Origin of the sequence: Paenibacillus sp. NFR01, from assembly GCF_900111565.1 — a bacterium.
GTDB lineage: Bacteria > Bacillota > Bacilli > Paenibacillales > Paenibacillaceae > Paenibacillus_AQ.
Map to the genome: position 1 here is coordinate 2131464 of NZ_FOIK01000001.1, position 26195 is coordinate 2157658.

Genomic DNA, 26195 nt, shown 5'->3' on the forward strand with positions numbered 1-26195 from the left:
CTCCCTCTTATTCGAGCGAATAATTGAAGCGCTTCCAAATTACATAAAACTCAATGCGTTTTGCTTGATCCATAGGGAAAAAGAGCGCCCATGCGCTCTCATTCCCATATGGACCTCATCTCCCATATGTCCATCGACTTCACTAGCGCGGTCCCCTCTCCCCATATTTCCAGCCCCAAGGCATCTTGCCGGCTTGGATATACGCGGGTTGTCAGGCTTTTTAGCCCGTTGGCATAGGCCTCGACCATGGAACGGTCCAGATAAATATGCAGCTTCAGGTTCTCTCCGTCCAGCTCCAGCCTGCCGCCTTGAATCCCTCTGCACTTCTCGCCCGGATGCAATGTCGTCCGTGTCCGGTCCGCGGCAAGCGTGGATGTAGTCCAGTCATAGAACAGCAGGGTTTCTTCCTCGCCGTCCGGAGACCTCCGCACCTTGATTCCGAGCCGGCTTGCACCTTCCGGTTCCAGCTCCAACTGTATCTCAAGCATGTCGCCTTGGACGTCCTTGAGAAGATGGTTGGCTTCGGCCAGCGACATGTCGCGGAGCGACAACCGTTTCTGGCCGCGCAGCGATTGCAGCTCCCGGATCGGCTCGATGCCCAAGCGACCATCCTCCCGCAAGTACACACTCAGCGGCAACCCGGCATTATGCGCCCAACCCGATTGGTATTCCAGTTCAGAGGTGCGGTCGCCCTGGGCAATGGTAAAGACAATATTCCGGCCCGTCTGCGGATCGGCCATTCCGCTTGGACCTGTAAAATGGAAATCGCCTACATCGATCAATTGCGCCTCCTCCTGATCCGGGTAGAACGAAAGATTGCGTTTGTCCAGCTCCCCGATCCAGTAGAACACCTCGACATCCGCGCCAGCTCCCACGGGGCTGACCAGAAGAAGATGTTTGTTCTTGCCCTGCTTGTTGGCTCCGAGAGGCAGCAGTACAGGTAGTTCCCAGACCGGTCCAAGATACGGGAATTTATGAATATCCGCCTGATGGAAGGGCCCTTTGTACGTCCAGTGCAGCATATCCTCCGATGCAAAAGCCAGCGCGGCTCCACCTCCGCCCTCTATGCCCGAACCGACCAAAGCATACCAGCCGTCCTCATCCTTCCACACGAACGGGTCGCGGAAATCCCCAAACAGCCCCATTCCCTGCTTCTGGACAATAAGCGGTTCCGGATGTTTAATCCAGCGGACCAGATCGGGGTCTCGGTCTTGGGAGTAAGTGCTTCGGGCAAGCGCCACGCTCTGATTCGGCGAAGCGCTGTCATTGCCTGCCGTAAAAAACAAGACGGGAAGCCCTTCCGCATCATAGCTTGCGCTGCCAGACCAAATCCCGTCCGGAGCCAGCCGGTCCTTCTCCGGCGCCAGCGCCACGGGGAGATCGCGCCAATGGACCAGATCCTTGCTAACCCAATGTCCCCAATGGATATGATGGAAGAAGGGTCCCTGCGGGTTATGCTGATAAAACAGGTGGTACTGCCCGTCGAAATAGATCGGCGCATGAGGCTCGTTCATCCAATGGGCCGGCGGACTGACATGATATTGCGGTCGATGCCGGTCCGTCAGCAAAGGTGTACGGTCCAGCTTGATGTCATCGTATTGCAATTGCGGCCGGATGCCTCCATGCGCGGAATCCAGCATGGCTTGATAGGAAGCTGCCACTTCGTCCCGACTCAAGGCACGAGAGTATATCTTCAGCTCATCCATGATACCGCTGAACATATGGAGGTCGAACACTCCGGCAAGCTTGCTGCCGTGGTTGTTCTTCCCGATCAGCAGTTCGGTTCCCGTAGCCTCAGCCAGGCGGGAGCCGCGGGGCACGGGGAGCGAAGCGATTTCGTTCCCGTTCAGATACAGTTTGAGTTCGCCCTCGTCCCCGTTAAATACTGCGTTCACGTAAGACCATTCCTGCTTGGGCAGTTCACAGCCGTCCGGCGACCAAATTTCCCGCCAATCCCCGCCTTCCAGCCCGACTTGAAAAGACCAGGAGCCGTGACGGAACATCCCCAGCAAAAATCCCTGCTTGCGTTCCCTGTCGTAGCGGTTGACGATGGCGGCGAGCTTGCCTGCATGACCCCACTCATAGGTGCGGGGCGCAATCCATACTCCTATGCTTAGGGCAGACCGGTATTTCGTTTCGCTCTCCTTGTGTATGCGATGGGCAATGGATGTCGAATATCCGTCAAACAGAAGTCCGCTTCCCGCCACCCCCCGCCTCCACGCCGGAGGACAAGGGTCAGTAAACTCTGCTTGATTTAACACGTAACCAATTTCGTCCCGGATTCCCGATACGCTCTCCAGAGCGCTTGCTCCGGCGCCTTCATCAAAGGTCCAATGTTTCCACAATCCCCGTTCGCCCGCCGCGCCGCTCATGCCCCGTCCCCCCTATGCGTTTGAATGGATTGAAGCGAATAAAGCTGCAGCGCCTTCAGCACAACCTGCCCTGTCTTCACGCTCACTTCAATATTCTCTAAAGGGGCATCCGGGAAAAACTGATCGGTCAGCACAACAGATCCATGATCTGCGTACACTTCAACGGCATTGCGGTCCACCCAGAGATGCAGCTTGAGCAGTCCGTTTTCTACAGCCAGACCGGCATCGTGGCGGCACGCGAACAACGGATGGAAGTTCGTCGCCCCCGACATGGAGCGGTCGATGAAGAGCCGTTTCCCGGCAATGTCGTATCCGATTACAAGTTCGCTCTGACCTGAAGATTTCAGATGAAGCCGTACCTCATCCGCAGACCGCACATCCAGCTCCGCTTCCATTTCGATCAGATCCGAATCCGTCTTATGTCTAAAAGGGGTCTCCGGCATCACCGTAACTTCCCTCCAGCCCATTGAAGCTTGGCGCAGCTCCCCAACCTCGCGAACAGGCATTTGAGTCAAGATGACCTCTCCATTCCTGTTCGTAAGCGACAAGGCGCGGGGCAGCGTCATTGCACCTCTCCAAGAACCTGTCGGCGTCTCGTTGGCATATTTCCAGTTGCTCATCCATCCGATGAGGACACGCCGTCCGTCCTGTTCCGGGATATCCGACCAGGTGACTCCCGCATAATTGTCTCTGCCGTCATCCAGCCACCGGATATGATCCGCCGAATGGTCATTGATAAACGTATTACCGTCAAACTGTCCGATAAAATATTGCGTGCGTGAGCCTTCCACGCCCTTGGGATTGTCTCCGATGCTGATGATAAGCACCCATTTGGAGTCTCCGGAGTTCTCCACCGGCAATTCAAACAGATCCGGGCATTCCCAAACTCCGTCATGAGAGCCTTCTCCCCTGCCGAATTCTCCGGTCAACTGCCACTCGCGCAGATTGGTTGATGCGTAGAACCGGGCGTGGTCTCCGGCAACGATGACCATGATCCAACGGCCGCTTTGCGGATGCCAAAACACCTTCGGGTCCCGGAAATCGATTAATTGTTCTTCCGAGAGTACCGGATTGCCGATATATTTATGCCATGTTTCGCCTTTATCGGCACTGTACGCCAAGCTCTGCCGCTGCCTCGGCTGGCCGGTTTCGGGATGGGTATCCGCATGAGTAAAGATGGCTACGAGCCCATGGGAATCTTCGAACAAACCGCTGCTGTTATTCCAATCCACGACGCAGCATCCGGAAAAAATCGCCCCATGCTCATCCGGGAATAAAGCAACCGGTGCATGCTCCCAATGAATCAAGTCCGTGCTTACGGCATGTCCCCAATGCATCGGGCCCCATTTATTGCTGTATGGATGATGTTGATAAAAGAGATGATAGCTTCCCTCGTAATAGACTAATCCGTTCGGATCATTTGCCCAGTTGGCCGGAGGAGAAAAGTGAAACCCCGGTCTGAACCGTTCATCATTCCGCAGCATGCCGGACTCTATCATCCGGTTAATTTCATCTGTCGTCGGCATGGATCCAAGAGCCCCTTTCCGTGTCGTTACGATTGCTCCGCCCGCATTGGCAAATGTCAGCATGCCGATGATTTGGGGAGGAGACAGTTCTTGCAAAGGGCATCCCGCCTTCAGAATTTGGTACAGCAGGCAGCCCAGAAAAGCGTCGCCCGCACCTGTCGTGTCGATGGCTTTCACTTGAAACCCCGGTACATATCCGCCTTGGCCGGCCAAACGGTAATAGCAGCCTTTTTCCGCCAAAGTGACGACAATAAGCGTGATATCGAATTGCCGCTGGAGCTCCAGCGAAGCTTGTTCAATGTCGTCGATGCCTGTTATGAAAGAAAGCTCTTCTTCTGAAATTTTAAGAATGTCCGTATAATTGAGGCCCCAATAAATATTTTGCCGGGCTTCTTCCGGACTCTGCCATAGCGCAAAACGGATATTCGGATCAAACGAAAGCAGAGCTCCCGCTTCCTTCGCCTGAAGCACGGCTGATCGTGTTGCCGAACGGGCGGGTTCATGCGTCATCGACAAAGACCCGAAATGCAATGCCTTACAGGCATCAATCCGCTCAAGCGGAACATCTTGCGTATGCAGGAAGGTATCCGCCCCCGGTTTGCGGAAGAAGCTGAAGGACCGGTCTCCCAGCTCATCCAGATGGACAAAGGCCAGCGTGGTACTCGCTTCCTCTGTCGTTGAAACATCGGATACATCGACCCCGCTGCTAAGCAGGGTCTGTTGAAGCAACGAACCGAAGGCATCTTCTCCTACCTTACTGACGAGCGCCGATCTGGCGCCCAGACGGGACAACGCTGCGGCTACATTAGCCGGTGCCCCTCCCGGATTGCATTCAAACTGCTCGTTACCCGCGGCCGAACGGCCTGCGGGGGTAAAGTCGATCAACACTTCCCCAATCGCAATAACATCCAGCACAGTTTCTCCCCACCTGTCCTATCTTTATTTTTTCAGATTTGCATTATAGCGGTCCAAGCCTTTTTGATAAATATCCATCAGTTCTTTAAGCCCCATTTTGTCCAGCGTCTTCAGGTAGTTGTCCCACTCTTCATCCGCACCGCCGTCGACAATGAATCTGCCTCTTTGGGTATTTACGTATTTGATCAGTTCCGGCTCGATCTTGTTGATCGTATCCAGTTCCTCCGGCTCAAAGAAGATGCTTGGATAGTTTTCCTTTTCCATGTAAGGATTGTAGTATTGCTCGAGATCCTTGGCGCGCTGCTGCGCCCGGGGTTCCATATCCACTACTTTTCCAAAATCGTCGAACGTAATGACGCCCGGCGCGCCCGATCCCGGAGCCACTTTTTGCCGGAATTCGCCTGCGGAGGTACCTTCAGGAAGCGGCAGGTTCACCAGCTTGCCGTTTTCATCCTTTTTGTAGACAACATCCAGCGGACCCCAGTGGATTTGTGCTGCCATATACGGTTCATATTGCTGGTCGACCCAGCGCATGGTAACTTCCGGTTGTTTGTCCGCTTTGGTAATTACGAATGATCCGCGTCCCGGACCCCCGCCATTGGCTCGGCCGATCGTTTGGTCTCCGTTTGGTCCTTTCAGCGGGGACAACAGGACATAATCCTTGGCACGGTCAGTTCCGACAACTTCTTCGATTTCCCACCAGACGAAGGAGCCCAGCGTCTCATCGGCTGTTTTGCCTTTGGCTAAATACTGAGCCGCATCCTGAGTGAAGGATTCCGGATCGATCAAGCCCTGTTTATACCATTTCTCATGGAAATAATTCAAAGCTTCTTTATACTCCGGCTGGGTCGCGGTAAAAATCACCTTCCCGTCGCGCACGACGCGGTGCTCCAGGTTATCCGGCAACCCGAACGCCCCGAATAATCCGGCGATATCCATGCACCACTGCATGTGCATGAAGCTGAGCGGAATTTCATCCTGCTTTCCGTTGCCGTTCGGATCCTGCGTTTTAAAGGCCAGCAACGCATTCGTATATTCATCCAGCGTTTGCGGCACCTTTAGTCCAAGCTTATCCAGCCAGCTTTTATTGATGACGTGGAAAAACGGGTTCGTCCCGAGGTTGTTCTCTTCCCAGGAAGGGAGTCCATAAATGTGTCCGTCCGGTGCCGTGATCGATGATTTGATATCGGGCCGGCGTTCAAGAAGCGCTTTCAAATTAGGCGCGTATTGATCGATCAAATCCTCCAGCGGAATCAGGGTTCCGTCTTTGCCGTAATTGATCAGCTCATAGTCAGTAAAGCCTGCGGCGTAAAAGGCATCCGGCAAATCTCCGCTAGCCAGCAGAAGGTTTTTCTTTTCGGTATAATCGGTGTCGGGAATGTTCTCCCATTCGATCTTCACGTTTGTCTCTTGCTCCAGCCGCTTAAAGATGTCCATCTCGGAGAACTCCGGCGCAAGCGCCGCCTTCGGCGCTACCATCCGCAGCGATACGGGCTGCTTCACAATCGGCAGACCGGACGCATTGAAATTCGCTTCCTGCTCCGGGCTAGCGGACGGATTGCCGGCAGCCCCGTTTCCGTTGCCGTTTCCGGAGCACCCGCTTAACGCAAACGCCCCAGCCACCGCGAGAATTCCCGCATTTTTGAATAAAGACTTCATTGAACATAACCTCCCTTTTTTCATCCCCATAAAGCTAGTCCACAAGCCATTCCATCGTATTGCCTCTCCTCCAGGCCGGCCATCCTACCGTCCGGGCATCCCCCCTTTCAAGGCTTCGCTGCAGCCTTATCCCTTGATCGAACCGATCATTACGCCTTTAACGAAATACTTTTGCAGGAACGGATACAAGATGAGCAGAGGCAGGCTGGAGACCATGATGACCCCGTATTTGATCAGTTCGGTAACGCGCATCTTGGCGGCATAGGATTCCACGTCGATCATCATGCCGGAGTTGACCTGATTCTGGACCAGAATATTACGGAGCACCAGCTGCAGCGGATACTTGCTTTCATCGTTCAGGTAGATCAAGGCGTCGAAGAATCCGTTCCAGAAGCCGACCACATGATACAGCACCATGACCGCAAGGATAGACTTGGACAAAGGCAATACGATGCTCCAGAAGAACCTTGTGTTGGAACATCCGTCGATCGAAGCCGCTTCCCACATTTCATCCGGGATGGAGGATTGGAAAAACGTTCTTACGATGATCACATTGAATACGCCGCCCGCTCCCGGAATAACCAGCGCCCACATCGTATTAAGCAGATGCAAATCCTTGATCAGCAGGTAGGTTGGAATAAGGCCGCCGCTGAAAAACATGGTGACCAGCAAAAACCACATAATGACCGACTTCCCGGCAAGATCCTTGCGGGCCAGCGGATAGGCTGCGAATACCGTCACCGTTACGCCGATAAGCGTTCCGAGCGTTGCATATAAAATCGAATTGGCGTACCCGATCCACAGGGAGGAATCGCCGAAAATCCGCTCATAACCGTCCAGCGTAAAGCCTCTCGGAAATAGCCAAACTTCCCCGGAGTAGATCGAATTGGGATCGCTGAACGAGGCGACCAGGACAAAATAGAGCGGGTACAATACGAGCAGCATAATGAGGGTGAGCAGAATATAGTTGATGACGTCAAACCACATATCCCCTCTGCTCTTGCGCTTCAACAATGAATTCACAGGTAATTCCTCCTTACCATAAGCTGGTTTCTGTCAGTTTTTTAGCGATCCGGTTCACGGTGAAGATCAGGATAATATTGATGAATGAGTTAAACAGGCCAACTGCCGTAGAAAAGCTGTATTGGGCCTTCTGAATCCCCATCTCATATACATAGGTTGGAATGATATTGGAGGTGGCGTAATTCAGATCACTCTGCATCAGAAACGCTTTTTCAAAGCCGATGCTCATAATGTTGCCTAGCGCAAGGATCAGCAGAATGACAATCGTCGGCAAAATGCTCGGGATATCCACATGCCAGACACGTTTCCATTTGCTAGCACCGTCCATAATAGCGGCTTCATGCAATTCGGGATTGACTCCGGCAAGCGCAGCAAGGTAAATGATTGTAGCAAAGCCGGTCTCCTGCCAAATCCCTGACAAAATATACAACGGGCGGAACCAGCCTGCATCGGCCATAAAAAGAATAGGCTCGCCCCCAAGCCATGTGATGATGTGATTCACGATCCCGCTGTTCGGGGATAGGAAGACGTTGAGCATCCCGACTAGCACGACGGTAGAGATAAAATGCGGCGCATAAATTACGGTCTGCACAAATTTCTTATAGGTTTTGCCCAGCATCTGGTTCAGCATGATTGCGATAATAATGGGAGCCGGGAAACCAAACAGCAAGGATAAAAAACTGAGTGTTAGTGTATTTTTGATAATGGCCCAGAAGTTATAAGCATCAAAGAAATCTTTGAAGTGCTGCAAACCTACCCATTCGCTTCCCCATATCCCCTGGCTTGGCGAAAAGTCTTTAAAGGCAATTAGCACCCCGTACATCGGATAATATTTGAACACCAGATAGAGAATAAGAATCGGCAGCAAAAACAGATACAGTTCATAGTCGCGTTTGATCCGGCTCCATCTTTTACGTTTAGGTTTGATCAGGGAAGAATCCGCCATGCTGGTTCTTGAATTCACGCTTATACGCCCTTTCAAAGTAAAGTAATCGGGTATTTTGAAACGTTTCCAATTTAGGATAAGAAAAACGTCCACATCAAGCTCAACTTGAAACGTTTCCAATTTAGTAAAGAAAAACGTCAGTTTTAAACATTCCGTTAAATAAACTGATGTTTTTCTTACCCAAATGGGATCAAGTGGTTTCGCCTTGCTTAAACTGGACGGGAATGCGGTATATTTGCCGATCCAGAGTAAGACCATCGATCTTGTTAAACAGCAGCCGGATGGTCGTCCGCGCCATCTCCTCCACGGGCTGCCTGATCGTGGATAAAATCGGATGGAAAAATGGGTTATCCTGAATGCCGTCGTACCCGATGACCTTTACGTCCTCCGGAACCCGGATGCCCTGCTTCCTTGCCCTTTCGATATAATTCGCAGCCAACATGTCGGTAATCGCGAAGATACCGTCCCTATCGCCGTGTGTGCTCAGGAATTCGTTAAAGTAGGCATCGTCATCCACGATGGGGTCGGGTTTCTCGTAAATTGCATAATCAATGCCCAGCGCCTCAGCCTCATCTATGAAACCTCTTCGCCGGTTCATCGTTTCACTGAACACGGAGGTCACGCTGCCCAAAAAAGCCGGCTTCCGTGCTCCCGCTTTGACCAGCTCTCTTAACGCCAGTCTTCCCCCCTCGTAATTGTCCGAGGTCACGCAGGTAATCTTCTTGTTAAAATGTCTGTCGATGCTTACGATCGGAATGTCGTTGCTCACATTATTCTCGATATCGTTGTAAGTTATGCCCACAATGCCGGCCACTTTGTTCTGCCGGAGCATATCAAGATAATAGAGCTCCTTTTCAGGTTTGCCGCCGCTGTTGCACAGCATCAGCTTATATCCTTCCCGGTCCAGTTCATCCTCAATGTAATAAGCCAATTCCGAAAAAAAAGGATTCCAGATACTCGGAAGCAGTAAAGCCACCATTTTGGATTTCTGCATCTTGAAGTTCCGCGCCACTTCATTCGGAAAATAATTCAGCTCTTGTATGGCCGCTTCTACTTTTCTGCGTGTACCCGGTTTTACGGCGCCAGAGTTGTTAATGACCCTTGACACCGTTCCAACTGCAACGCCCGCTAAATTTGCAACATCCTTTATGCTTGTCATGTAACCTCCCCGCACGCTCTTATGGGAATATCATAGCACCAAGTTGGAAACGTTTCAATAGAAAAGTGGAAACGTTTCAATATTTATTCCTATTCTCTTGGGTTGCACCGCCCGTACGGGCACCCGCCACCTCCACATATGCTGAATGGATGGCAGGAAAGGAGCGAGCGCCTTGAAAAATAGAGCGGATACCCCCGGGGTCTCGATCATCGTATGCACGAACCGCCCCCGATTCTTCGCCAATATCATCGCCAACTACCGGACACAGCAGACGGGCCGCAAAGAGCTGATTATCATTCTGAACAAAGACAGCATGAATCTGGAGCGTTACCGGATGCGGGTGCGGGCTTATCCGGAGATTACGGTCTACAAGGTACCTGAGCGAACCTCGCTGGGTCAATGCCTCAACTGCGGAATCGCCAAAGCGCGTTATCCGCTGATCGCCAAGTTCGACGATGACGATTACTACTCCCCCTATTATCTGAAGGAGCAGCTCCAGGCGTTGAAACGGACCGGGAGCGATATCGTCGGCAAACACGCTTGCCTCGTATACCTGGAAGCGTCCCGCCGGTTGATCATCCGGTCGCCCGGGGAGCAACATAAGCCGGTCGTTTTTCTGTCGGGAGGCACGGTGCTGTTCCGGAAGGCTGTGACGAAGCAGGTGCTTTTTCCGGACCGTTCGGTGGGAGAAGACGTTAACTTCCTGAGAAGATGCCGAAGAAAGGGCTACCGCGCCTTTGCCACCTCACCGTATAACTATGTCTATCTACGCCGAAAAAACAAAAACGGCCACACCTGGAAAGCCGAAGACAGCTTTTACTTAGAAGGCAGCATTCCCGTGGCCATTACCCGCAACTACCGCAGCATCGCCGACCGCAAGCTTTAGCAGAATCAAGCAAGACCCCGCTTAACCATCGACGCATGAAAAAAAGTCCCGTTACCCGCATTTTGGCGGATAATGGGACTTTGCATGACGGCCAGTTCAAGGACAAGCTGCGATGATCTGTTACATCGCTTTGTCGTCGACCGAATCCAGCCAGGCTTCGATTTCACCGATAACCGAGCTGACGCAGCCGTCCTCAAACGGCGAAATTAATCCGGCCAGCTCGACCAGAGCGACAAAGTCCTTGCTGCCTCCGGCTTTGCAGAGCCGCAGGTAATCGTTCCAGGCCTGCGTGAAATTCTCGTTGGAACGTTTCCAGAATTGGAACGCGCAGATTTGAGCCAAAGTGTAATCGATGTAGTAGAACGGGCTGCGGTAAATATGCGTTTGCTTTTGCCAGAATCCGCCCTGCTCCAAATAATGATTGCCGCCGTAATCGCGGTGAGGCAGATACTTCTGCTCGATGGCCCGCCAGGCCTGCTTGCGTTCCAGCGGCGTCGCTTCCGGATGGCTGTATACATAATGCTGGAATTCATCGACCGACACGCCATACGGGATAAATTCCAGACTGCCGGCCAAATGGGTGAAGCGGTATTTGTCCGCATCTTCTTCGAAGAACAGATTCATCCACGGCCACGTCAAAAACTCCATGCTCATCGAGTGAATCTCGGCAGCTTCGGAGGTCGGGAACGTATACTCGGGCACGTTCAGATCTCGGCTGGAATACGCCTGAAATGCATGGCCCACTTCATGGGTCAGCACATCGATATCTCCCGAGGTTCCGTTAAAGTTGGAGAAGATGAACGGCGCTTTAAATTTTTCAAAAAAGGTACAATAGCCGCCGAACTGCTTGCCGTGTCTGCTCAGCAAGTCCATCATCTCGTTGTTTTGCATAAAGGAGAAAAATTCATCCGTTTCGGGCGAAAGCTCCTTGTACATCCGGGCACCGTTCGCTACGATCCAATCCGGATCGCCCTTAGGCACAGCGTTGCCGCTGTTAAAGTTCAGGCTTTCGTCGTAAAATTTCAGCCCGTCCAGACCGAGGCGCTCCGCCTGGCGCTGCTTCAGCTTCGTTGCTACCGGAACGATATGCTCAAGTACCTGTTTGCGGAAATTCGCCACCATATCCGCATTATAAGCCGTGCGGTTCATCCGGTCATAACCAAGCTCCACAAAGCTCGGATACCCGAGCTTCCGGGCGATGCCGGCCCGTACCTTGACCAGTTCATCATAGATGCGGTCCAGTTCGCTTTCGTGGGCAGCCATAAAGCCGAATCGGGCGTCAAAAGCGCGCCGGCGCATCTCGCGGTCGGTGGACATTTCAAAAGGAATAAGCTGGGACAAATTGCGTTCTTCGCCTTCGAACATGATTTTGGCAGAGGCGATAAGTTGGGTGTATTCCGTGGACAGCTTGTTCTCCAACTGCAAATCGCCGATGATTTCAGGACTGAACGTCTTCAGCGACATTTCGGCAAGGTCCAGCAATTGTTTGCCCCACTCCTGCTCGAATTCGGCTTTATATTTGGAATGGACCAGGGCTTTGTAATAATCGGTTATGTACTCTTGAATAATAGGCTCGACTTCGTCGAAATAATCCTGTTCCGCTTTGTAGAATGCGTCTTCCGTATTAATCGAATGCCGGACATAAACCAGGTTGGCCATGGTATCGAATTCGCTGCGCAGCTGGTTTATCGCAACGACGGCCGCCTTTTGCTCCTCGGCTGTGTCTGCTTCGAAGCCCTTGAGCAGCGCCTTAAATTCCAGTTTCAGCTTGTCCACATCAGGACGTTCATAGGGATACTCCGTAAATTTCATGAAAGTTCAACATCCTTTCTCTACCAGATGAATTGATTATACTATATGGAAGAGAAAACCAAAACTTGACATCGAAAGAGAGAACCGCGGCAATATCTTTCTCCTTTTTCTGGATTCCCTACTTGGGCGATTGATGATAAACTGGAATCTTGTAATCATATCCATTACAGCGGGGGGACTACACGTAATGAAATATTTAATGGTTACTGTGGTGTTGGTATTCGTTTTGACTGGATGCGGGGGAAATAAGGAAACCGACACTCCGGCAGCCGAGATCGGCTTCGCCGCCCATACTCCTACGCCCGAGCATCAGCAACTGGAGGCCTATGTTATTGCCAACGGCGCTGCATTTTTGAATGAACTGGGTAAACATGTCGATGCCTTGAAAGCCGGCCAGGAAGCGGCAGCCGTAGGACTCCAGTCCACATTGCAGGAGAAAGACCGGGACGGGTTTCTGGATAACCCGAGTTATACGGTGCTGGCCTATAATCTGGTGTTGACGGATTATCTCAATGCTTTTAATGCGGTTGATCTCAGTGGCGACTTGCAGGACGAAGAATTTCTTGAATCCATTGCAATGGCAAAAACCGATACGGCTGAATTTTTAAGCCAGGTGCCGGCCACTGGATCGCAGGCGTCTCCGCAATCCGCGGCAACCCCGGAACCCTCGGCAACCCCGGAACCCACGGAGGCCTCGGAAGATTCGTTGAGTGCTGGGAACAGCGATTACGCTACTCTTGCTGCGAAAGGTAAACTTAGCGGGATCGAATTTGGCATCGGGACCCCTGCCACAGAAATCGAAAACGCATTAGGCAGGTCCCAAGCGGATATCACCGCTGAACATGACATCTCTTTTCTGGGCTTTGATGACGTCATTACATACATGGATGTGGCGTACCTGCTGAATGACGGTGTGGTAAGCGGTATTTTCACGTACCTTGGGGGCAGTCAAACGGCTCAAGACTTCTATGATATCTTCCAGGAGGATCATCCCGACGGAGGATACTATGGAAACGGGGAATATTACATGCAGCGGTTTGACGCCGGGGATTCTTATGATTTCTATATGATTAATGCCAAAGACGGTCAGGGGATTGATTACGTGATTCTGTATAAAAGCTAGTTTTGACATTACGAAAAAAAGACGCTATTGTTTGATTTTTGCTAGAGTTTGGCCAACTGCTAGATTAAGACTGCGCAGCACGGGTTCGGGCCATACATGGCCTATGTTTTCCGTAATATAGATTCGCTTCCGGCTTGTACCCGGTTAAAGGCAAAAAACTGTTGACTTACAGTAAGCTCTAAGCCTTAACATCGGAAATCAAGGGGGGTGGTCATGTTGTATCTCGGAGATACATTTTATGATGAACACGATCTGATTAACGTCGAAAAGTTCGGAGAATTCAAACTGATTCTCAAAGACTCCGAACCGTCGAATCGTAAGATGAACCTTTGCTCAATAGCGGAATTCATTTGCCTCAGCAATTTGAAGCAACACCGAATCAAAGGCTGTTATCTGGGCGACGGTACATTTGAAATTCGAATCTATCCCGACTGCGAAGGGATTTGGACATACTGCACGAGGAGCAATTCAGCTTCGCTCAACAATGTGGTGGGGTTGTTCCGGTGTACGGTGCCGAGTGCATCTTAACCGGTGGTTTATGCGGTGCAAATAGACGCGGGGGTTGAAATCCGCGTAGCTGTTCCACAGCTGCGTACGAATATTCCTGCAATTTAAAAGCCGGACAGACGATTCGTCAGTCCGGCTTTAATACGATCAAGCTGCTTATTACATATAAATATCGATGACCACGTGCTCCGTGCCGCTAAGCCGCTTAATGTCCTCGCCGGCAATCCGCAGCCCACCCAGCCGGTACGGATTGGCCAGCCGCTCTGCCTGCACGTCCTGTCCGTTCACCGCAACGCGGCGCAGGCCTCCCTCTCCGCAGTGATACTTGAAGGTGACCGGCGCTCCGCCGTATTCGAAGTCGAAGCGCGTGCCGTCCAGTTCATCCGGCAGGACCGGATCAATGATCAGATCGCTGCCTTCCTCGCGGATGCCCAGCACGTTGGAGATCAGCTGGTTCATATAGATCCCCGGACCGCTGGAATAGATTCTCCAGCCGCCTTTGACCTGTACCGAACCGGTGCGCAGCTCGGAGAACCGCTCCTGCGCTTCATAGCGGTTGGCGAATTTGCCGTCGGAGCTGCTGAAATAAGCATTGCTCTGGCGCAACTCGGCATTCGGCACGGCGTCGCGGATGCCGATCGGATTGATGGTCGCGAGGCCCTTCCAGACCTGATCGCGTTTGCCGATCTTCGCCATCGCTTCGACGAAGCGGATATGGGCATGCACGTACTGCAGGCCGATCTCCCGGCCGAAGTTGGCCGCCTGCTCCGCACGTTTGAAGTGGGTGCTGACGCCGCCGGCATATTGCGCCGGATGGTTCATCAGCCGCACGCCGTCAGGGCAGAGAAACTGCTCCTGAATCAGCTTATAATGCGCCTCCATCTGCTCCGGAGTCAGCAGCTCCCCGATCATGCTGCGGGTCATCGGCAAGAGGCGGTATTGAATGCCCGTTTCTTTGTCCTGTGGATGCAGCATCAGTTTGGCATGCTCCGGATCTTCGAAATACAGGAAGCCGGGAATGACCTCGGTGCCCAGCATGTATCGGTTGAAATCGCCTTTGATTCCCTCCGCCATGTTAAGCAGCTCAGCCGACCAGCCGGCATCCTGATCCCGCAGGACGCCAGCCAGCCCCCGAACGGTCTGATACGTCAGCGCCACGGTCCAGCTGCTGACCATATACTGCTTCAGCTGGGCATTCGCCGGCTGCAGCGTATCATCCCAGTCGCCGTCGCCGTATGCGGAGAGGAACGTATCATGCAGGAAATGGGTCTTGATGTAATCCAGCTCCTTCAGCACATGCGCCCTGAGCGGATAAACGTCTTCCGTAAAGTCGAAGCTGTGTTTGCGGGTGTAAGGAAGCAACTCGTCCAGAACGGCATAATCCCCGGTTGCCCGCAGGTAGTCGCCCAGCACTTTAAGCGGCCAGACGATAATGTCGCCATGGCTCTCTTCTTGCTGCACGGCTGTATATTTGTCGAACATGAACCATTGCGGCCAGTTGCCGTCATCCTCATACTGGTGAGCAAATACCGTCAGCAAAATTTCGCGCACCTGTCCGTACTTATGGGTGGCCAGGAAATACTCCACCGGCCCCTGGCATACATCGCGCGTCCCCCAGGCTGCTCCGCCGTATTGCTCCAGTCCGTGCGGCACCGAATAGTGAACGAGCATGTTATGGGTGTACCACCAGGCGAGTGCGTTCACTTTGAACAGTCCGTCTTCTCCGCCGTCAGCTCCGGTCAGCTTGAACCCGTTCATCACCCCGGTAAAAAAATCGCGGTAGTTCGCCTTCTCGGCTTCAAAGGTTGTTCCGCCGTACGGGCGCGCTTGTCCATCAAGCAGCCCCTGGAAGGTCAGCGTCCATTCGGCGCTGGCCGCAAGCTCCAGCACGGCGAGCGAGGCGCTGCCCGCCGCCGCTCCGGCTGCCAGAAGCGATTCATCCCCCAGCCGGTAGTCCGCGCCGTCTACCATTATTTTATAGGTAAGCTCCGGATAAACGTCTGCGCTCATACCGGACTTGTCAGCCCGGAAGCTCAGCGCTCCGTCCTCGTCCCGGGACATGTGGAACGGAATCTCGTATTCCGCGACATTCATGGTTACCTGGTTACTGACCAGGAAGCGGTACGCTTTACCGGATGCCGAACGAACATGCAGCCGGATCTCCGGCGCGTACGCAGCGGTGTAGTTGGTAATGATCAATGTATCTTCCGCCGTCTTATAGTGCCAACGGACGTAGTTAAAGCCGATTTCAAACAGCGAAGGCATCGTCAAGAGACGGAACTGCCCGTCCATCTCTACGTAAATACGCTGGCCTGAGGTCTTGTATACGTTAAGCGCATTGCGTGCGTTCGAGAGCATTTTATTGAAATTGGTATTGCCGACCACTACCTGGGAATTAAAAATCCCGTACATGTACGAAGTGGTCGTCATCACCTCGGCGTTCAGCCGGGCATTGTCTCCGCTCATCAGAATATGCCCGTGCGGCCGTTCCACCAGCAGCTCTTTGCGTTTCAGCACGACATGCTCGTAAGTATCCGTGAAAAAGGCCAGCAGCTCTCCGTTGTCCCATTCCTCCTGGAATCGCTGCGGATACAGCGCATCCAGCTCTTCATCGGACAATTCCTCCGTCTGCAGCGGCGCGCCGATCATAGGCGAAGCAGCCGTACGTTCCACCCATTCGCCCGGCGCCGGAGCCGCAAGGCTGCCCCGGGCTTTGCTCCAAGCGAGCTGCAAGGCATCGGCGAATTCCAGTTCGGTGATGGCCGCCGGATGATCCTCGCGGAACAATCCGTAGAACGTGAAGGAAGCTTTGCCGTCTAGATCGATTAAGGCCGATTGCAGCGCCGTATATGCGAATTCGTATTGATACACTTCGCTGGCAAGCTTTTCACGGTAGAGAGCTTCCGGTCTGTCGGTCTCCTTGTAGGACAACCCGAAGAACTGGAAGCCGTCGGTGGAATAACCGGCAGCTCCTTCAAGCAGCCCCTGCTGCAGGTACGGGAACTTCCCGCCCTGCGGCTGGTTCTGGCGGGAGCAGACAACATATCTGCCCCCCTGATCCTGAAACACGGTATGGTCGATATATTGGGACAGGTAGGCTTCATTGCTTGTCACCGCACCCGGCGAAGCAATGCCGACATCCTGGGTATAAATGACATCCAGACCGGCTGCCCGGCCCTCCATGGTCACATGCCAGAACCAAACATTGCCTTCTTCCAGCGTGAATGCGACCTGATAACGAAGCTGGCCTCCCCGCTCGCCCGCGCCGGAGCCTGCACGTATTTCACCCTGCCAGAGAAGCCGCTTGCCTTCTTGACTGAACCGGCTGCCCGATTGTACGCCAAGCAGCGGCCAGGCTTGAATCCCTTCCGGTGTATGCAGGCGGAGATAAAGATTGCCCGGCGCACCGTCCACGCCGTTGGAGAGCAACTGGTTGATCATCATCTGGCCGCCGATGGCCTGATAGAGATCGCCTGTGCCGAGGAATGTAAATTGAAGTTCATCTTGCTGAAGCGACAGTTTGGAGTTGTCTATCGTTGCCATTTCTCTTCACTTCCTTATCTGCTGCGGCATATGCCGCTTTTATCTATCCTTGCGATTTCGGCATTAGATTAGCCGGAACTCCGCGGCGAGTACATCACGGCTGTTGCCGCCCACGTAAACATCGAACCATCCGGGATCGCTCGACACCGTCAAGTCGCTGTGGTGATAACGGAGCTGGCGTTCTTCGATGGCGAAAATCATCTCGGCGCTTTCGCCGGGCGCCAGGTCGACCTGCTTGAAGGCCTTCAGTTCTTTGACCGGACGGACCACCTCTCCCGACCGGTCGCGGAGATACAGCTGTACGGTTTCCGTACCCGCCAGGCTGCCTGTGTTGATCACCTTCACTTTAACCTCAACCGGCTGATCGTCCTTCAAAATACCCGAAGACAACGTCAAGCCTTCATAGGTAAAGGAGGTATAGCTAAGGCCGAATCCGAATGGCAAGAGCGGCTCGTTAGGTGCATCGATGTATTTGGAGATATACCGGTTCCCGTCTTCGACCTGCGGCTTCGGACGGCCGGTGCTGAATGCATTATAGTAGACCGGAACCTGACCGACGGAATCCGGAAAAGATACGCTCAGACGGCCGGAAGGGTTCACCTTGCCGTAGAGCAGATCCGCGAGGGCCGCTCCGCCTTCGCTGCCCGGGAACCAGGCTTCGAGCACCGCGTCCGCCTGATCGTATACGCCGTGCAGATCGAGCGGACGTCCGTTGAATAGCACGACGGCCAGCGGCTTGCCCAGCCCCTTCATCAGCCGGATCAATTCCAGCTGCGCATCCGGCAGCTTAATGTTGGTGCGGCTGCCGCCCTCGCCGCTCATCTCGGAGGCTTCGCCGACGGCAAGGACAATCACATCCGCAGCCGCTGCGGCTTTCAAAGCGGCTTCCTTCTGTACGGCAGTGATGGTATGAATGCCGGAGCCTTCGGCAACAGTGACTAGCCCGGCATTGCCGGCCAGCGACCGCATTGCTCCGCTAAGCTTCGCTACTTGCTCCTTGGAACCGGTCCAGGACCACCAGCCGAGAATGTCCCCGCTGTCCGCGAACGGGCCGATCAGCGCCACGCGCTGCTCGATGTTCAGCGGAAGCACGCCTTCATTCTTCAGAAGCACGCTTGATTTCTCGGCCAGCTTGCGCGCCGCCCGGCGGTGTTCCGCGCTGAATACAATTTCCTTCTCCAGCGCCGGGTCCGCGCCGCGCATTGGGTTCTCGAACAATCCGAGCTTCTCTTTAAGCTGCAGGATGCGCAGCACCGCTTCGTCGATCAGCGCTTCATCGACCAGTCCTACTTCCACCAGCTCCGGCAGATGATTCAGGTAGCTTACCGTCATCATGTCGATATCGACCCCGGCCCAAATGGCTTTTAGCGCAGCTTCCTTATCGTCTTCCGCCGCCCCGTGGGCCACCATTTCCTTAATCGAAGCCCAGTCGGAGATGACTACGCCGTCGAAGCCCCATTCCGCGCGCAGGATGCCGCGCAGCAGCTTGCGGTTGCCGGTGGCCGGGATGCCGTCCACGACATTGAACGAGGTCATCACCATCTCCGCGCCGGCGTCCAAAGCCGCTTTATATGCAGGCAGATAATACTCGCGCAATTGGCGCTCCGACAGGTCGACCGTATTGTAATCCCGGCCGCCTTCAGCCGCGCCGTAGGCGGCAAAATGCTTGACGCAAGCAGCCACGCGGGACATATCTTGGGTCAAATTTTTTCCTTGGAACCCTTCCACAAATGCCTTCGCAAAGACACTGTTCAGATAAGGATCCTCCCCGGTGGATTCCATGACACGTCCCCAGCGGGGGTCGCGGACCAGATCGAGCATCGGGGCAAACGTGACATGCAGGCCGGAAACCGCTGCTTCCCTTGCCGCTATGGCCGCGCTTTGCTCGGCCAGCTCCGGATTCCAGGAGCTGCCGATCGCCAGCGGGATCGGAAAAATCGTCTTGAACCCATGAACAATATCGGCCATGAACAGCAGCGGAATGCCGAGCCGGCTGTTCTCCAGATGTTTCTTCTGAACGGCCATTACCTTCTCCGCGCCGGCTACGCCAAGCACAGAACCGGCATTGCGCACCGTATCGCTGCCGATGCCCAGCTCTTCCAAGGGACCCGTAATCTCCGAGTCGTCGCCCGGCTCATCGTAGAACGGCGCTGCGAGCTGCAGAAGCTGGGCTATCTTTTCTTCAAGCGTCATATGCTGTACGTATTTATGATACAAATGCTCAGACATCGCTGTAATCCCTCCATCGAATCGAAATCTCGAATCGTTTCTTTCTCCATATCCCTTTATTTATAAGGTTTTATTTATAGTCTTTGTTATTTTATTCATAAACGTTTCAATTAGTTTCGATAGAAGTTCCACGAACGTCCGCTAACCGGTACGTCGTATTATAGCGACAGGCAGTCCAGCATCTCTTTGGCCTGCCTGTCCCAGCTGTCCCATTCATGCCCGCCGGGCTCATGATGATTCATCTCCGGTCAACTTCGGGACGACACGGATTTCCGTTCCATCAGTTCAATCTTAAGCTTATAAAAATCGTTCACAAGGTCGCCGTTCAGCATCTGGAACAACAGATGCCCGGCCAGCGAGCCGGATTCGTACATCGGCTGGCGGATCGTTGTCAGCGAGGGCTGGATATATTCCGCAAGTTGAATATCGTCGAACCCGATGACCGAAATATCGTCCGGAACCGAAACTTTGGCTTCTTCGAACGCCTTCATTCCGCCGACGGCCATCTCATCGTTGGCGTAGAAGACCGCCGAAGGCAGCTCGCCCTGCATCAGCATCATTTTGGTCGCCTTATAACCGCCTTCGCGGATAAAATTGCCGCTCAGCTTCCATTTCGCCTTCTCGCTAAGCCCGGCTTCGCGCATGGCCCGCAGAAATCCCTGGTAGCGCAAGGCATTATCGTAGGAATCCGGCGGCCCGCTGATATAAGCAATCGAACGGTGACCGTTGTCGATCAGATGCCGGGTGGCGTCATAGCCTCCCTGTTCCCCGTCAACCACGACATTAATCAAGCCTTCACCGGCGATCAGACGGTCCATCACCACGATCGGGAATCGCGGACCGGCGGCGAGATGCAGAATTTCATCCGTAATGTTGTGGGCGAGCACGATGGCGCCGTCCACCCGCTTTTCCAGCAAATACCGGACAGCCGTTGAATCCTTGCCCCCCATGGAACTGCAGGCAATCAGATCATAGGAATTGGATAAGGCCACATCCTGAATGCTGCGGATTAATTCCGAGTAATAGGGACCCGACAGGTCTCTTACAATTAGAGCGATGGTATTGGTCCGGCTGCGCTTCAAATCCATGGCAAACCCGTTCTTCTGGTAATTGAGCTGCCTTGCGGCTTCCAGCACCTTTTCCCTTGTTTTTGCGCTGACTTTGCTGTCCCCGCTCATCGCATACGAGGCCGTCGACAGCGCCACCCCTGCCAGCTTGGCCACATCCTTGATCGTTGCCATCTTTTTCAACCCTTCCTTAAGCCGTGCATTAGTTACTTTATACTATTTTATGCCAGAGATCGTATATCCTTCTATGATATGCTTCTGGAAGAAGATAAATATAATAATAATAGGAATAACCATAAAGGCAGCCCCGGCCATCTGCAGGCCGAACTCTGTACCGTATTGGCCTTTCAGCAGCGACAGTCCGACGGACAACGTGTAGAGCCGCTCGTCATTGGCGATAATCAGCGGCCACAGGAAGCTGTTCCAGGCTCCGATGAACGTCAGAATTCCCTGTACCGCAAACACCGGCTTCACGATTGGCACCATCAGCTGAAAAAAGATCCGCAGCTCGCCCGCTCCGTCCAGCCTTGCCGCCTCCAGCAGATCCATCGGAATCGTCGTCATAAACTGGCGGAACAGGAAGATCGCAAACGCCCCGACCAGACCCGGAAGCACAATCCCGCCCATCGTATTGACCAGATGCATTTTATTGATAATCAGATACGTCGGAATCATGGTGACCTGACCCGGGATCATCATCGTTGCCAGAATGACATAGAAGAATTTATTTTTCCCCGGAAAATCAAACTTGGCAAACGCGTAGCCCGCCATCGCATTCAGGAACAACCCGACGAAAGAGCAGAGCACGATAATCAGCGTGTTTTTCAAATAGATCAAAAAGTTCATTTTCACGAACAAATCGCGGTAATTGTCCAGCGTAGGGTGACTCGGAAAAAGCGCCGGCGGAATTACCGTAAATTCATTTTCCGGCTTAAACGACGAGCCGATCATCCAGATGAACGGCACCATCATCAGAAGTCCTCCGATAACGAGCAGCGCGATCATCAATCCTTTTTCTAGTGTTTTCATTCTCAGTGCCATGCCAGTTCCCTCCTACTTCAGCCTTCAGCAGCCGCTGAACCTTAATATTCCACTTCTTTCTTTTTGACCGCGAATTGAATCAGTGTGGCGATAATGATGATAATGAACAGCACGAACGAACCCGCAGCCGCATAACCGAATTTGCTGAGCTGGAACCCGTTGTTATAAATGAAGAGCGCCATGGACATCGTCGAATTCAGCGGTCCGCCCTTGGTCATGACCAGCGGTTCTTCGAAGAATTGAATCCAGCCGATCAACGTCGTAATGGTCACAAAGAAAGTAGCGAATCCGAGCAGAGGAACCGTGATGAAGCGAATCTTTTTCCAGCCGGTCGCCCCGTCAATTTCCGCCGCCTCGTAGTAGGAACGCGGAATGCCTTGAAGCGCCGCCAAGAAAATGATCATATTTAGACCGATCGATTTCCAGAACGCCAGCAGAATCAGCGATAATTTAGCCAGAACGGGGTCCTGAAGCCACTGCTGCGCCGGGATGTCAAACCAGGAGAGTACGTAGTTAAATAATCCGTAAGTACCGTTATACAAGTAGCCCCATACCACGGCAACGGCCACAATATTGGTGATGGAAGGCATATAATAGATGACCCGGAAGCTTTTGAACAGCCAGCCGGTCCCGTAATTCAGCAGCATCGCTACGGCCATGGACACAACCACGACAAGCGGAACGCCGATCACAACGTAAACCATCGTGTTGTACATCGATTTCAAAAAAACAGGATCCTTGAAAATATCGAGATAGTTGCTGATTCTGACCCCATGAATATTCGAGTAATTCGCAAGGCCCACCAAATCCATATCCGTAAAGCTGATAACCAGCGCAATAATAATCGGGATAATAGAGAACAGCGTTAACAGAATCACTGCCGGAGCGATAAACATATACGGATATTTATGCTTGTTCCATTGCTTCACAAATGAACTCACTTGCCTCACACCCTTTCACTTTCTTTTCTTCCATTTGGAAGGAACAAGCCTACTGCCGGAACCTCAGTGGAGAGAGATTCCGGCAGTCCGCCTGAAGAAGAATTGCAATTATTTATTGCCGAGCAGTTCGTTGGCCTTATCGTTCAGTTTATCCAGTTCGGTCTGCGTGTCCGCGCCGCCGATGGTAATCTGTTCGAACGCAGCCATAGCGGCTTGGGCGATTTCTTCATACTCTTTAACGGTTGGTGCAGGACGGGAATTCTCCAGCTGTTTACCGAATGCGGCAATCATCGGATCGCTAAGCGCCGGGTCGGACCAGGCTGCTTTCAGCGCCGGCATCGAGTTGGAAGTCTCGTAGTATTTCAGCTGCGCTTTTTGTTCCGCCATGAAGGAGATGAACTTCGCAGCTTCGTCAGGGTTCTTGGCGTATTCAAAGATGGACAGATCCGCGCCGCCGATGGAGGAGGTGTTGGTTTCTTTTGCCGGCAGCGTGGTTACGGACCATTTGCCGTCGATCTCGGGAGCTTTATCTTTAACGGTCTGGATCATCCAAGGACCGCTGATGAACATGGCCATCTTGCCGTCTTTAAATGCGGCTACCGTATCCAGGTCCGTGCCTTTTGGCGACAGGCCTTCATCGTAGAAGCTCTTCAGGAAGTTGACCGTATCGACATAAGCCGGCTGATTGAACTGCGGCTGACGGTTCGCGTCGATGATGTCGCTTCCGTTCTGCCAAGCAAAGATGACAGGGAAAATGGAGTCTTTGCCTTCGATCGGCAAGGCGTAATGGCCGGCTCCGCCTTTGGCTACCAGCTTTTTGCTGGCATCCTTCAGCTCATCCCAGGTCTTCGGACCTTCCGGATAACCGACATCGCTGAGCAGATCCGTTCGGTAGAACATGGCGCGCGTCTCCACATAGAACGGGATGCCTACGGTTTTGCCTTCATATTGCGTCGTTTGCACGGCACCGTCGAAGAAGTTCTCCGCTTTCATGCTTGGATATTTTTCGATATATGGAGCCATGTCCTTCAAAGCGCCGGCAGCCGCAAATTCAGGAACCCAGGTCGTTCCCATCTGAACCACGTCCGGACCGCTCTTCGAAGCCACAGCCGTCAGCAGCTTATCATGTGCGGTATCCCATGGAATTGCTTGAACCTCGACTTTAACCCCAGGGTTCTCGGCTTCGTACATATCCGCAATCGGCTGAACGGTGTCCGCTGTACCCATGAACCATACCTTCAACGTCTTGTTGTCTCCAGATGCTGAATTGCCAGAGTTGCCGCAGCCGGCTGCGACCAAGGAAAAGCTCATTAAAAGTGCTGCAATCGTAAATCCGGTTTTCTTTTTCATTCTTCCTTCACCCCTGTTTTAGTGTGAGCCAAACTTGAAATAGCTATGAATAAAGCCCTTACATCGAAACGTTTCGATTTTTATCGAAAAAAAATTCGAATCCTCGCCTACGCTTTAGCCGTCTTTCTAGCGAATACAGGTATTATTAACCTCTACTAACTGGGTTGAAACGGCTTCCATAGATGTTTATCGTGTTGAAGAAGCGGAAATCTGAACGTTTTTACTTGTTTATCGAATCAATCATTCGAATCGTTTCGATAGGCCTATTATAAGACGAAGTGTTAGCGATTTCAAGGGGGAGGCACTAAAAAGTTTTCTTAAACGCCAGCAGATGGTGCTGTACCCTCCCTCCTCATTGCGTTGGGTTTGATCTAGCTAAAGGCTGCCCGGTTTGTCATACATAACTTTTGGAAAAACCGGACAACTTATTGGATATTTGAGGAAGGAGGCCGAGGATTGTTGTTCAACCGGCTAAAAAAAGTATTCGCGCCTGCACGAAATTCAGAAAACGGCCAAAATAAGCATAAACCTAAGAAAACAACCGAAGAACATCAAAAATCGGCATTTGTCCCTTTATCCTCTTCTTTGGATAGCAATCTTTCAACCTTACGTGCGATATTTGGAAAAAGTCCTGATTTTGTAATCAATGAATTAAAAACGGATGACGATCATGCTTTACCCGCTGTCGTCTGCTGTATTGACAGTATTATTGACAATGCTTTACTTACCGATTTAATGGAAGCCGTGATCGCGGCACTCTCTACCGAAAAAAACATAAGCGCAGCCAATTTAAAATCAAAAATCCCGACTGGGCATGTTAAGCCTCTGTATTCGGAAGAGGAAGCCGTTCGTACCCTTCTGGCCGGCGGCGCGTTAATCCTTTTGAAGAACGACAACTGTATATTGGGTGCGTCTATCGCCGGCGGAGTTCGCCGCTCCGTGGAAGAACCGACCTCGCAAACCGTCATCCGCGGACCTAAGGAGGGCTTTACCGAAGACATATCCGTGAATCTTGCACTTCTTCGGCGTAGGTTAAAGACCCCCGACCTAAAGTTTGAACAGCATATCATCGGGACCTATACCCAAACCCGTGTCGTCGTTGCCTACCTGGATGGTATTGTAAGGCCCGAAGTTGTAAAAGAAGTGAACGCACGCCTGATGGCGATTGATACAGACAGCATCCTCGAGAGCGGATATATTGAAGAATTTATACAGGATGCTGCGATTACGCCCTTTCCCACGATGCTGAATACGGAACGCCCCGACACCTTGGCAGGAAGTCTGTTGGACGGAATGGTTGGTATTTTGGTAGACGGTACCCCCTTCGTATTGATCGCGCCCGTCACCTTTTTCAACTTCTTTCAGTCCAGTGAAGATTATTATCAGCGCTATGACATCTCGACATTCCTGCGCGCGATACGTCTAATGTCTTTTTTTGTAGCCTTGCTCCTGCCTTCGCTTTATATCGCCATAACCACCTTTCAGCAGGAGATGATACCTACCACCTTGCTGATTACGCTGGCAGGCCAAAGAGAGGGTACGCCTCTTCCCGCTCTGTATGAAGCTTTGGCCATGGAATTGATTTTTGAAGTGATACGGGAAGCGGGCGTCCGCATGCCGCGGGTTATCGGGCCAGCAATTTCAATAGTCGGAGCGCTGGTGCTTGGTCAGGCTGCCGTTCAGGCGGGCCTTGTATCCGGCGCAATGGTAATCGTGGTTTCATTTACCGCTATTGCCAACTTTGTGATTCCATCCATCAATATGGCTTCGGCCGTACGTCTGGTGCGCTTTATCCTGATGATCCTTGCCGGCACTTTTGGGTTATTCGGTATTTTGGCAGGCCTCATCCCCTTGCTTGCTCACCTGGTTTCGTTGCGATCCTTTGGGATCAATTATTTTATGCCTTACGCTCCTTATTTTAAATCCAACCTGAAAGACTTACTTTTGCGGGTGCCCTGGTGGGCCATGAAGACCCGACCAAACCGGAAAGCAGGACCGAACAAATTCAGACAAGCACCGAATCAATATCCTACCAGTTCAGATGAAGCCGGAGTTTGGCAAGCCGAGGATAAGCAGCAACCTAAGGAGAATTAACC

17 protein-coding genes are annotated in these 26195 nt (G+C 52.6%); 4 read left to right on the forward strand and 13 right to left on the reverse strand.

Annotated features, from left to right (window positions below):
- Window positions 1-98: 98 nt before the first annotated feature.
- The 6 genes from BMW84_RS09850 to BMW84_RS09875 form a co-directional block, all read right to left on the reverse strand.
- The gene (locus BMW84_RS09850; protein ID WP_091067214.1) at window positions 99-2372 is read right to left on the reverse strand and encodes a GH32 C-terminal domain-containing protein; all 2274 of its coding nucleotides are present in this window, start codon (window positions 2370-2372) and stop codon (window positions 99-101) included.
- A complete protein-coding gene (locus tag BMW84_RS09855) occupies window positions 2369-4813 on the reverse strand; it encodes a PfkB family carbohydrate kinase (RefSeq protein WP_091067216.1) in 2445 nt (814 codons plus the stop codon). Before BMW84_RS09855 ends, BMW84_RS09850 begins: the two co-directional genes overlap by 4 nt.
- A gap of 24 nt (window positions 4814-4837) precedes the next feature.
- A complete protein-coding gene (locus tag BMW84_RS09860; protein ID WP_091067218.1) occupies window positions 4838-6472 on the reverse strand; it encodes an ABC transporter substrate-binding protein in 1635 nt (544 codons plus the stop codon).
- A 126-nt stretch (window positions 6473-6598) separates the two neighbouring features.
- Window positions 6599-7495 carry a carbohydrate ABC transporter permease gene (locus BMW84_RS09865; protein WP_091067221.1) on the reverse strand — a complete coding sequence of 299 codons (897 nt, stop codon included), beginning with the start codon at window positions 7493-7495 and terminating at the stop codon, window positions 6599-6601.
- A 13-nt stretch (window positions 7496-7508) separates the two neighbouring features.
- The gene (locus tag BMW84_RS09870; protein WP_091067223.1) at window positions 7509-8441 is read right to left on the reverse strand and encodes an ABC transporter permease; all 933 of its coding nucleotides are present in this window, start codon (window positions 8439-8441) and stop codon (window positions 7509-7511) included.
- A gap of 190 nt (window positions 8442-8631) precedes the next feature.
- Window positions 8632-9600 (reverse strand): LacI family DNA-binding transcriptional regulator, encoded by a 969-nt coding sequence (locus BMW84_RS09875; RefSeq protein WP_091067225.1) that lies wholly within the window; start codon window positions 9598-9600, stop codon window positions 8632-8634.
- Window positions 9601-9772: 172 nt separating this feature from the next.
- Between BMW84_RS09875 and BMW84_RS09880 the strand changes: the two genes are divergently transcribed.
- Entirely contained in the window at window positions 9773-10486 is a 714-nt protein-coding gene (locus BMW84_RS09880) for a glycosyltransferase family 2 protein (protein WP_254772913.1), read from the forward strand.
- A gap of 120 nt (window positions 10487-10606) precedes the next feature.
- Here the strand turns inward: BMW84_RS09880 and BMW84_RS09885 are convergent, their stop codons facing one another.
- The gene (locus BMW84_RS09885) at window positions 10607-12298 is read right to left on the reverse strand and encodes a M3 family oligoendopeptidase (protein ID WP_091067229.1); all 1692 of its coding nucleotides are present in this window, start codon (window positions 12296-12298) and stop codon (window positions 10607-10609) included.
- A gap of 187 nt (window positions 12299-12485) precedes the next feature.
- On the opposite strand from BMW84_RS09885, the gene BMW84_RS09890 reads away from it, so the two are divergent.
- On the forward strand, window positions 12486-13421 hold the full coding sequence (locus BMW84_RS09890; protein ID WP_091067232.1) for a hypothetical protein: 936 nt from the start codon (window positions 12486-12488) through the stop codon (window positions 13419-13421).
- A gap of 213 nt (window positions 13422-13634) precedes the next feature.
- Window positions 13635-13949, forward strand: coding sequence for a DUF5060 domain-containing protein (locus BMW84_RS25215; RefSeq protein WP_091067234.1), 315 nt, complete (start codon window positions 13635-13637; stop codon window positions 13947-13949).
- 138 nt (window positions 13950-14087) lie between these two features.
- Here BMW84_RS25215 and BMW84_RS09900 read toward each other — a convergent pair whose 3' ends face one another.
- The 6 genes from BMW84_RS09900 to BMW84_RS09925 form a co-directional block, all read right to left on the reverse strand.
- Window positions 14088-17471, reverse strand: coding sequence for a GH36-type glycosyl hydrolase domain-containing protein (locus tag BMW84_RS09900; RefSeq protein ID WP_091067236.1), 3384 nt, complete (start codon window positions 17469-17471; stop codon window positions 14088-14090).
- 63 nt (window positions 17472-17534) lie between these two features.
- On the reverse strand, window positions 17535-19700 hold the full coding sequence (locus BMW84_RS09905; RefSeq protein ID WP_091067239.1) for a glycoside hydrolase family 3 N-terminal domain-containing protein: 2166 nt from the start codon (window positions 19698-19700) through the stop codon (window positions 17535-17537).
- A 248-nt stretch (window positions 19701-19948) separates the two neighbouring features.
- Window positions 19949-20941, reverse strand: a complete 993-nt coding sequence (locus BMW84_RS09910; RefSeq protein ID WP_091067240.1) for a LacI family DNA-binding transcriptional regulator — start codon at window positions 20939-20941, stop codon at window positions 19949-19951.
- A 42-nt stretch (window positions 20942-20983) separates the two neighbouring features.
- Window positions 20984-21808, reverse strand: coding sequence for a carbohydrate ABC transporter permease (locus tag BMW84_RS09915; protein ID WP_175498721.1), 825 nt, complete (start codon window positions 21806-21808; stop codon window positions 20984-20986).
- 41 nt (window positions 21809-21849) lie between these two features.
- The gene (locus tag BMW84_RS09920) at window positions 21850-22749 is read right to left on the reverse strand and encodes a carbohydrate ABC transporter permease (RefSeq protein ID WP_091067243.1); all 900 of its coding nucleotides are present in this window, start codon (window positions 22747-22749) and stop codon (window positions 21850-21852) included.
- Window positions 22750-22857: 108 nt separating this feature from the next.
- Window positions 22858-24099 carry a sugar ABC transporter substrate-binding protein gene (locus BMW84_RS09925; protein ID WP_091067246.1) on the reverse strand — a complete coding sequence of 414 codons (1242 nt, stop codon included), beginning with the start codon at window positions 24097-24099 and terminating at the stop codon, window positions 22858-22860.
- Window positions 24100-24555: 456 nt separating this feature from the next.
- Here BMW84_RS09925 and BMW84_RS09930 point away from each other — a divergent pair, with 456 nt between their 5' ends.
- Window positions 24556-26193 (forward strand): spore germination protein, encoded by a 1638-nt coding sequence (locus BMW84_RS09930; RefSeq protein ID WP_091067248.1) that lies wholly within the window; start codon window positions 24556-24558, stop codon window positions 26191-26193.
- The last annotated feature ends 2 nt before the right edge of the window (window positions 26194-26195 follow it).